This window comes from Mesorhizobium sp. M7A.F.Ca.US.006.01.1.1, from assembly GCF_003997935.1.
GTDB lineage: Bacteria > Pseudomonadota > Alphaproteobacteria > Rhizobiales > Rhizobiaceae > Mesorhizobium.
Window position 1 is genome coordinate 22,229 of sequence record NZ_RZQL01000048.1, and the last position, 10,107, is coordinate 32,335.

The 10,107-nt window shown below is 63.2% G+C and carries 6 protein-coding genes; 2 read left to right on the forward strand and 4 right to left on the reverse strand.

Translation table 11 applies throughout. From position 1 onward, the window contains the following. Positions 1-19: 19 nt before the first annotated feature. The 4 genes from EN943_RS11360 to EN943_RS11375 form a co-directional block, all read right to left on the reverse strand. Positions 20-952: a DUF2493 domain-containing protein gene (locus EN943_RS11360; RefSeq protein ID WP_127412686.1), complete on the reverse strand. Its 933-nt coding sequence runs from the start codon at positions 950-952 to the stop codon at positions 20-22. 318 nt (positions 953-1,270) lie between these two features. Beyond that, on the reverse strand, positions 1,271-2,308 hold the full coding sequence (locus EN943_RS11365; protein WP_127412687.1) for a toprim domain-containing protein: 1,038 nt from the start codon (positions 2,306-2,308) through the stop codon (positions 1,271-1,273). A gap of 63 nt (positions 2,309-2,371) precedes the next feature. Continuing rightward, positions 2,372-4,465 carry a ParB/RepB/Spo0J family partition protein gene (locus tag EN943_RS11370; RefSeq protein ID WP_127412688.1) on the reverse strand — a complete coding sequence of 698 codons (2,094 nt, stop codon included), beginning with the start codon at positions 4,463-4,465 and terminating at the stop codon, positions 2,372-2,374. Positions 4,466-4,629: 164 nt separating this feature from the next. After that, the gene (locus EN943_RS11375) at positions 4,630-5,829 is read right to left on the reverse strand and encodes a DUF932 domain-containing protein (RefSeq protein ID WP_127412689.1); all 1,200 of its coding nucleotides are present in this window, start codon (positions 5,827-5,829) and stop codon (positions 4,630-4,632) included. 256 nt (positions 5,830-6,085) lie between these two features. On the opposite strand from EN943_RS11375, the gene EN943_RS11380 reads away from it, so the two are divergent. Both EN943_RS11380 and EN943_RS38305 read left to right on the forward strand, forming a co-directional pair. Beyond that, positions 6,086-6,679, forward strand: coding sequence for an SOS response-associated peptidase family protein (locus EN943_RS11380; RefSeq protein WP_127412691.1), 594 nt, complete (start codon positions 6,086-6,088; stop codon positions 6,677-6,679). Positions 6,680-6,966: 287 nt separating this feature from the next. Continuing rightward, positions 6,967-9,963, forward strand: coding sequence for a TrlF family AAA-like ATPase (locus EN943_RS38305; RefSeq protein ID WP_245475727.1), 2,997 nt, complete (start codon positions 6,967-6,969; stop codon positions 9,961-9,963). Positions 9,964-10,107: the final 144 nt, after the last annotated feature.

The following is a 10,107-nucleotide window of genomic DNA, read 5'->3' on the forward strand; positions in this document are numbered from 1 at the left end:
TACGGAAGCACGGCGATACTCACGCGCCGTCCTTCTTGCGGAAGTCGTGAGACTTGATGCCGAGCTTCTTCGCCTTGTCGGCGAGATTGTCCTGGATGCCGGTGCCCGGGAAGACGATGACGCCGATCGGCAGGATGTCCAGTATCGCATCGTTGCGCTTGAACGGCGCGGCCCGGCCGTGCTTGTCCCAGTTTGGGGCGAAGCCGACCTGCGGGACCTTGCGATTGTCGGCCCATTTGGCGGCGATCAGTTCGGCGCCCTTGGGCGACTTGCCATGGATCAGCACCATGTCGGGGTGTTTGGCGTGGACCTTGTCGAGGACGTCCCAGATGAGTTGGTGATCATTGAAGTCGAGGCCTCCGGTCAGGGCGATCTTCGGGCCGGTTGGAAGCATAACCTCGGTGTGAGCCTTGCGCCGGGCGGCGAGGAAGTCGCGGCTGTCGACCATTGCCGATGTCAGGTGCCGATGGTTGACCATCGACCCGGTGCGCGGTCGCCAGGCCGATCCGGTGTGCTGCTCGTAGCGTTCGGCGGCCTGGTCACGCATCAGTTCGAAGGCATCGCGTCGTTCGATCATGGTCTGGCCTTGGGCTGTGAGGTTCTCGAGTTCGACCGCTTTGATCTCGGTGCCGTCCTGTTCGCGTTGCAGGCGCCGCTGGCCCTGCTCGTTGTCGTCCAGGTGCCGCTCGATGCGCAGCACGGCGCGGTGGAAGACGTTGCTGACAGACCAGAGAAGGTCGTCGAGGTCGGGTTCGAGGCGCGTGTCCGCCAGGGTGGCGATGAGGGCGTCGAAGATGTCCGCCACGGCTCCGGCCACATGATCACCGTCGGGGAGGGGCCGCGGATCGGGCTCATCGGCGTAAGGGCGCCAGCCATAGAGCTGGAGTTCGGTGAGGACGTGATCGGTTGGAGAGGCGGCGTGGTGTCGCTCGTTGTCGTCGTACTCGCTCACGGTATGCTCCCGTCGATTGGACCGCGACCCTCGCGGCCTTCATGGCGACGAAAGCTCACAGGCGGGATGGCCTCGCACCCGGAGCGACGCGGAGGGCCGGAGCGACAGCGGAGGATGGCAGAGGCCGACTATTTTGGCTCGCGATGGAAAGGCGGCGCAGCCGCCGCCGGAAAATAGTCGGCCGGCGCCATTGCCTGGCCGGCCCGCCTGTGGGCCCGATCGCCCTCTCGAAGGCCGGGTCGTGGCTCTCCCCGCCGGTGGCTTCTGGGCGCGTGCCGCCGGCCCGGTGAACCGCACGGCGCCGCGCTACACCCCGGTTCAGGCCACACGTTCGAGGAAACGATGGCGATCCCGGCGAACCAGTTGGTCCGCGATCGATTTTCGAAGGGCGGCGAGGCCCAAGTAGCGGAGATCCTCGTTGAAGTCCTCCATCCTCGGCGAGAGGACGATCGCCTCGATGCCGGCATCGGACGCCCGCTCGATCAGCTTGTCGCGGGCACCGTCACCGGCCGGATCGTTGTCGCGGATGATGTAGAGCCGGTTCAGCGTTGGCGGGAACAGGATGGCAGCGAGATGCGCCGCCGAGAGAGCTGCCGCCATCGCCATGTCGGGCAGGGCGCATCGGAGCGAAAGCGTCGTCTCGATGCCTTCGCCCGCTGCCATGACGCTGCCGGGCGCGCCGAAGCGAACGGCGTTGCCAAGGAGGTCACCCATTGCACGTCGCGGCGTGTCGACGGGTGCCTTGCTGAGACCGTCCGGTGCAAGCCAGGTCCGGTGCGCGCCGGTCAGCCGCCCATCGAGATCGGTGACTGCAGCGATCATCGCCGGCCAGGTTTCGGTCGGTCCATGGTCGTCAGGCCGATAGTAGCAGTGTGGATGAAACCGGAGCGATTCGGTTCCGTGCAAAGTCGTAATGCCACGTTCACGGAGATACGTTTCCACGATGGTTCCGATGATCGGCTGCGACATGCCCACCAGACGACGGCCTGCCTCCGATGAGCCGGCTGGAGCCTGGACACTCTGGCGGACAGGAGATGCCAGACGCGCTGCCTCATGCGACTGGCCGAGAAAGGCCCGAGCTTCCTTGGCGACATCTGCGAAAGCTCTGAGTCCAAGCGCCTCGCGCACCACGTCGAGCAGATCGCCATGCTCGCCGGTAGCGGCGTCGGTCCAGCGGCCGGCCGAACCTCTTGCGGAGCCTGCAAGTCGGACGAACATGGAGCGACCAGGCGTGTTGCGCACATCGCCGACGGTCCAATAGTTCCCCTGGCGGCGGCCATTGGAGAGATAGTGCCGGCAGACCGCCTCGGCCCGGTCGGCGAGGCGGCGTGCCAGCTCATGCGGCGGTTCGCGCATGGTGACCTCCTTCAAAAAAAAAGGCCCGCCGTTGCCGGCGGGCCAGTCGTAGGGTCGAGAGGACTATTCGGCAGCCATAATCGCTTCGACGCCGACGTCGTCATCATCGGCGATGCCGTCGCTATCAGCCATGGCCGTTTCGTCCGCTACCTCCGCCGTTTCCACGACGGCCAGTTCCACAGCCGACATGTCGGCGACCGTCTCCCGGGCCGGTGTACGGAGCGGCTCGGGCAACCAGCCAGTGCCGTTAAGTAGCGTTGTCGCTTCCGTCGCCATGTCGCCCTTCTTGAGATGGGCGATCCGGTCGGCAGCGCGCTGGCCCTTCGCTTCGGCAACGGCCTGTAGGATCCGCGCCTTGGTGACGCGACCGAGGAAGGTGTCGACGGTCGGCTTCCAGCGCGGTGCCATGTCGAGATCGACGGCATGGGCCAACTGATCGGCATGGGCGAGGGCCCGCGGCCGACGGTTCCAGGCCTCGCTGACGCCATTGACCGAGAGGCTGACGACATGCGCGAACAGAGCCGCGCGGCTGTCACTGTCCCAGTCGCCCAGCGCGTCCCAGAGGCCAGCCGAGTCCTTTGGTAAGGCCTTCGTCCAGCTCTCATGCCGGGCCCGGATCGCCTCGGCGGAGACGCTGTCGTTCAGCCCTGGCGCCTGGGCGCCGAAGCTGACGGTCTTGAGGTCCAGCTCAAGGCAGCTATCCGAGCCATAGTGGTAGAAGACCTTAAGCGTCAGGGCATGCAACGCTGCGTGGAAGGCGACACCGGGATGCTCGCCGAGGGCGTGCCGGAGACCGAGCGTTCGATGCGCCGTCAATTCCGTCATCAGACGGTCGGAGATCGGCGAAAGACCGTCGTCTTCCTCTGGCTCCGGCACGGCGTCACTGTTGGTATTGTGGTCGCCATCGGCATCGTCGCCGACTGTCTCTTCCTTACCCGTTGCGCCATCGGACGCGTTCTGGGGTTCGGCTGGTGCTTCATCCTCGGGCCGGACATAGCCCCGATCGACGCGCAGGCAACCATCGCCAGCGATGCTGATGAAGGCGCCGGCACGGGCGATTTCCTCGGGGTCGAAGGACAGCGGCCGTTCGTCGAAGGACTCGAGTGCGGTCTCTAGTTCGCCGAGCCGCTCGTCGACCTCGTCGGGAAGCTCGTCCGCGCCTTCATGCTCTGCGACGAGGCGGTCGAACTCGGCCTTGAGCGCGTCGCGCGTGGCTTCCTCCTCGGCCGTGAGCGGCACGAGTTCACCATGGAGCCGCCGCAGACCATAGGTGTGCCCATAGGCAAAGTCAGGCGCGACCTCGGTCCATTTCCAGCCCTCGGCGGCAATCGCCTCGGATTCGGAGTTGAGCTTGTCGGCCACCATCTGTTCAACGACGACGACATCCCCCAGCCAGCCACCATCGTCACCCTCGAAAAGGTCACGCAGCACCGTGCCGCCGGCTTCGACATAGGCGTCGAGGCCGATGAACTGGGCGCGCTTGTCGGAGGCACGGATGGCGCCTTCGGTCAGCATGCGCCGGATGGCATACGCCGACTTGTCGTAGGAAGCCTTCAGCCGCTCGAACACCTGCTCTTGGCGCGCGTGGTCGCCCGAGACGGTGAACGCTTCGAGTTGGGCGAGCGTCATGCCGTCTTCGGCATAGATATCGAGCAACACCGGAGAGACCGATGCGAGCTTCAGGCGCTGCTTGACCACGTTCACCGAGACGAAGAAGGTCGCAGCGATTTCCTCCTCGGCCTGACCCTTCTCGCGCAGGGTGAGAAACGCGCGGAACTGGTCGAGCGGATGCAGCGGCGCGCGCTGGACGTTCTCTGCTAGAGAGTCCTCCTCCGCAATGCCGCCCTCGCGGACGACACACGGGACTGGCGCGGTCTTGGCCAGTCGCTTCTGCTTGACGAGCAGTTCCAGCGCCCGGAAACGCCTGCCGCCGGCCGGCACTTCGAACATGCCGGTCTCAGTGCCGTTTTCATCAAAGACAGGGCGGACGGTGAGGCCCTGAAGGATGCCACGCCGAGCGATGTCTTCGGCGAGTTCCTCGACCGAGACGCCGGCCTTGATGCGCCGGACATTGGACTGGCTCAGGACGAGCTGGTTGAAGGGGATGTCGCGCGAGGGGGACAGGGTGATGGTGGGCTTCTTCTTGGCAGTAGCCATGGGATGTACTCCGCGACGGGCGGCCGGGAACCTTCCTCAGCCTCCTGACCCGTCACGAAAATCGGCGCCGCCCTCTCACTCTGAGGGACGGCGCCGCACATCCTGGTTTCCGGAAAGGCACGCAACCGGAGACACGGAAATCCGTATCGCCGGCTTTGCTGAAATCAGGCGGCCCGGTCGAGCAGCTTCTTGGCCTTGCTCTCAAGCTCGAGCCGGGCGTCCTGGTGCGACTTGTCCCGCGCAACGGCGGTTATGCCCTGCACGAAGTCGAAGACGCTCGCGGGCTTGCGACCTTCTTCCGCGAGTACGGTCTCGATGATCTTCGCTGTGTCCGCCCTGGAGAAGCCGCGCTGGCGGAGAAACTCCGTTCGATCGTCATCGCTGCGGGCGACGATTTTTTCGCGCGCCGCCCGGATGCCGTTGACAAAGGGCATGGGCGAGGAGTTGGCGAAACGCGTCAGCGCCGGCGCAGCCTGGTGTGCGAAGCGTGAGGCGGCATATTTGGAGTGGCGGATAGTGATCTCCTCGAAATCCTCGACGCCCCAGAGATTGCGGTTCTGGCACACGGCGCGAAGGTAGAAGCTGGCGATGCCGAGCGTTTTCGCGCCGACCTCGGAATTCCAGCAATAGAAACCCCGGAAGTAGAGATCGGGCGAGCCATCCGGCAGCCTGCCTGCTTCGATTGGGGTGAGGTCATCGACCAGGAAAAGGAACACGTCGCGATCCGAAGCATAGAGCGTGGTGGTATCCGAGGTGATGTCGACGCGGGGATTGTAGATACCGGTCGACCAGTCGAGCACGCCGGGGATCTTCCAACGCGTGTCGCCGGTGCCATTGCCGGCGATCTGCTGCACGGCCGCAACCAGTTCGTGATCATAGATGCGCCCATAGTCTGGGCCGGTGACGGCGCGGAGCTCGACGCGCCCGTTATCGAACTCGAGCGTCTTGACCTGCTCGGCGCGGTGCGCGGTCAGGCCATATTGCAGGTTGATACCGGCGAGCGGTGCCGGAAGTTGACGCAGGTAGGTCGCCGACGCGCCCGCGATGCCGGCGAGTTGACCAAAGCTCCAATGCGTCGGAGCGACCGGCCTGTCGGCACCCGGAAGCACAAGGGCAAGCCGCTCGGCATCGTCGCGGCTGGCTTCGACCCGGATCGCGGCGCTGTCGACGGTGCGGGTCCGGCTGCGCCCGGACCGCCCCTGCACAGAAGCCATCAACGCGGACAGCGAGAGGAAGCGCTCATCAGCCGGGCGGTTGAACCACTCCGAGGAAACACGCCCGATGCGCGCGCCGCGGCTCGCATCCACCTTGTAGCCGCCGCCGGGTGCGTCGCGGCCGGCATCGATAGTCACTGAATTGTTCATGGGAGTTCTCCATGACGGGCGCCGGAAGCCTCTCTCCCAGTCCTTCGCCGTCATTGCCCTCCAAACCGCCCTCTCACTCTCGCGATGCAAGACCGACGTTGAGAGGAGGGGCTCCGCGCTGTCGGCGCCGTGCCGCGTCAGGGATGGAAGCCCGAAGGGTGAAGACCCGCAGAGCGGGGCTTCAGCGCCAGCCGAGAGCCCGGCCCGAAGGGACGCCCATCTCGACTCATTTGCGTTTCGCGATAAAGTGCGCGGCATGTGCAATGCCTACGAACAACATGTGAAATGGGTCGAATACATCCAGATGATGCAGGCACTCGAGCTTGGCGTCCCGACGCAACAGACCGAACTCGACCTGCCGGAAAGCGACGATATCCGGATCAACGACATGGCGCCGGTGATGCGCGCTGCCGGCAACGGCATTGAATTGGTGCCAATGAATTTCAGCTTCCCACCATCCAATCCGAAGGGTGGCCCCGTCTTCAACTACCGCTCTGATGGCCGGCATTTCGACAAGAGCAACCGATGCCTCATTCCCGCATCGGCCTTCTTCGAATTCACGGGCAAGAAATATCCAAAAGCAAAGCATCGGTTCACGCTGAACGATGCGCCATTCATGGCGATCGCCGGCATTTGGCGCGAAGGCGCAGATGGCTTCAGGCCGGCCTTCGCCATGCTGACCACCGAGCCTGGTCCCGATATTGTTGCTTATCATGACCGCCAGGTCGTGGTGCTGCGCCCAACCGACTGGGCGCACTGGATCTACCTCACGAAGACAGAAGCCGAACTGCTGCTCCCCCTACCGGAGGGCTCACTCGCGGTTGAAACCGTTCGACAGGGATCGGACTAGGCGGCGTGGGTAGGCCAAAGGCCGGAATGGAGCTCATTCCAACCGGCCGGTTCCCCCAAAGCGGCCCTTCGACCGCACTCAAGGATCGACCGCTTGCCGCTGCCCGCGAGGCGTCAAAACTTCTTCGGCGCTCATACGCCGCAGCTTCGCTCCGGGGCGATTACCTCGAATGGGCGATCAATTGGCATTCTCCAAACACGCACTGTAGTATTGGCGTGGGGGAGACGCGTCGTTTGGCGCCGCCGTAGCGCGGCTCTGCCCTCAAGGTTATAGTTGAGGGCCTCAAATTGGACGACAAAAAAAATCGACGCGGCTCGATCTGGCATCGCTGGGACCCCCACATCCACGCGCCAGGCACCATTCTCGCCAACAATTTCGGCCAGAATGCTTGGGAGCCCTACCTGCAAGCGATCGAGCAGTCATCGCCATGCATCCGCGCACTCGGCATCACCGACTACTACAGCTTCACTCTCTATGAGCAGGTGGTCGCTCATAAGAACGCTGGGCGTCTGCAAGGTGTCGAGCTGATTTTCCCCAATGTCGAGATGCGCTTCGAGATGGGCACATCCTCTGATGGCGTCATCAACTTTCATCTCCTGGTCTGTCCCGACGAGCCCGACCACCTAGAGAAACTGCAGAGCTTCATGAGGAAGCTGACCTTCGAGGCGCACGGCGAAACTTACGCTTGCGACCGCGATGAACTAATCCGATTGGGTCGCACCCATAAGCGCGACCCGAACCTCGCGCCGGAAGCCGCGCTAAGGGAGGGCACTAATCAGTTCAAAGTCAGCCGTTCCAAACTCCGGGATGCGTTCGATAAGTCGGAGTGGGCTCAACGCAACATCTTGGTTGGGGTGGCGGCTGGCGAAGGCGACGGGACTGCGGGCTTGCAGGGCGACACGTCGCTGGCGACGATGCGGAAGGAGATCGAGAAGGCAGCGCACTTCATTTTCGGTTCATCGCAGAAACTGCGCGACTTCTGGCTCGGGCTTGGTGCGGCGACCCTTGAGCAGCTCATTCTGGGGTGGGGTGGCCGCAAACCGTGCTTGCACGGTAGCGATGCCCACAGCTTGGGCAAGGTGGGCAAGCCGGATAACGACCTCTACACCTGGATCAAGGGCGATGTGACCTTTGAGAGCCTCAGGCAGGTCGTCCTCGAGCCCAGCGCGCGTGTCTTTGTCGGTCCGACGCATCCCATCGGGGCGCTGTCGTCCGAAGTGATTGAGCGCGTCACCGTGACAAATGCGTCGTGGTTTTCGAATGGGGCGGTTGACCTCAACGCAGGGCTGGTTGCGATCATCGGCGCACGCGGCTCGGGCAAGACGGCGCTTGCTGAGATCATCGCTGCGGGAGCGTACGCCGCCCGCCAATCCAAGGACGACGAAGCAAAGAAGTCCTTCCTTTACCGCGCCGCCAAGCTCCTCGGGTCCGAATGCTCCACGCTGAAATGGGCTCTTGGCGACGAGACCTACAGCGACCTTCGGGCCGTTGAGACGGAGGAGGTTCTCGATGACTCCCGAGTACGCTATCTGTCCCAGCAATTCGTGGACCGACTTTGCTCCGCTGAAGGGATCACCGACGAACTGCTTACCGAGATCGAGCGGGTCGTCTTCCAAGCCCATCCCGAGGAAGACCGCATGGAGGCGGCCAACTTCGGCGAGCTGCTCTCGCTGCGCGCCGAACGCTGGCGCTCCGAACGTCAACGCCAAGAACTAGCGATTGTCCAGACTTCCAACGAGATGAATGTTGAGCGTCAGCGCAAAGACGCGCTCGAAGGCTTGAAGAAGCAGCGCGACACCGTCCAGGCAACGCTGGAGAAAGACAAGAAGGACCGGCAAGCACTCGTGAGCAGTGGGAATGCGGCCACGAAGGCCGCATCCGAAACCCTCGCAGAGGTCGATGAGGCGGCGGTCGCGCGCCGGAACCTGATTCAAGCACAGCAGCGCCGCCGTCAGACTCTGCTCGCACTGCTCGATGCCATTCGTTCCTGGAAGGAAAGCGTCCTCCCCGGCATGCTACGCGACCTCAGGGATGCCCACATTGAAGCTGGCTTGCCGGAAGCGGACTGGAAGACCTTCGAAGTCGACTTCAAGGGCGATCCCGCTGGTACGGTCAACGCAGCAATCAAGAAGCTTGAGACGAGCACGACTGGACTTCGCGGTCAGGCCCTTCCGCCACTTACCCCCGATGCTGATATCACGATTTCTCGGCTGGCCGAGGGTGTCGCTCTTGACCAGCAAGCGCTCGGTCACCTCGACGCGGAAGTTGCCCGCCTGACGCAAGTCGTTGGTATCGCGACGGAGAACGCCCGAACCTACAGTCGACTTACGGAGAAGATCACCCAGGGCGAAGCCAACCTCGCTAAGCTCCGGCGTTCGATAGAACTGGCCGAAGCGGCCGACGACAAGATCAAGACGCTGGCGACGCAACGCACCGAAAACTACAAGAAGGCCGTCGCTGCGATCATTGGCGAGGCCAACGAACTCGCAAGCCTGTACGAACCGCTTGGTCAGCAGATCGCTGGCCAGTCCGGTGCCCTTGGCAAGCTTACCTTCAATGTTCGCCGTACCGTAGACGTAGAGGGGTGGGCGGCCCGCGGCGAAAAGCTGCTCGACGCCCGCAAGACTGGGCCCTTCCAAGGCAAGGGTGCCCTATTAAAGGCCGTCAAAGCAAGGTTGCTGGCAATTTGGGAATCTGGCAGCGCCGACGACATCGCATCGGCGCTTGCAAAGTTTAGAACGGACCATGACCGCGATTTTGTTGCCGAAGCGTTGGAGGACCGCTCCAATCTTGAGCGATACCGCGCATGGGCGGCAGAGCTCTCCACTTGGCTCTACAGCCTGGACCACATCCGCGTTCGCTACAGCGTTCAATACGACGGCGTGGAGATCGAACAGCTTTCGCCTGGTACCCGCGGCATTGTCTTGCTCCTGCTGTATTTGTCCATTGATCGCAACGATGACCGACCGCTCGTGATCGATCAGCCGGAGGAAAATCTCGATCCGAAATCCGTGTACGACGAACTGGTCGAGCGGTTCCGCGAAACCAAGCTTCGCCGCCAGATTATAGTGGTGACGCACAATGCTAATCTGGTCGTGAACACCGACGCGGATCAGGTGATTGTCGCAAAGGCCGGGCGCCACCAGCCGGGTGCTCTGCCGACGATGACCTACATCGCGGGCGGCCTCGAAAACCCTGAAATTCGGAAAGAAGTATGCGAAATCCTCGAAGGTGGAGAACCCGCTTTCCTCGACCGGGCCAAGCGGCTCCGTCTCCGCCTATAAAGGATATAACTTCGTTTGACCGAAACTGACCTTCCCTTGCCGCAGAAGCTCGCCGGAAGAGGCACCAAGTACCACGGCCTGCCTATTGAGCTTTTGCTCGACCACAAGATTGCGCTATCGCGAACGTTCGGTTGTGGCGCAGAG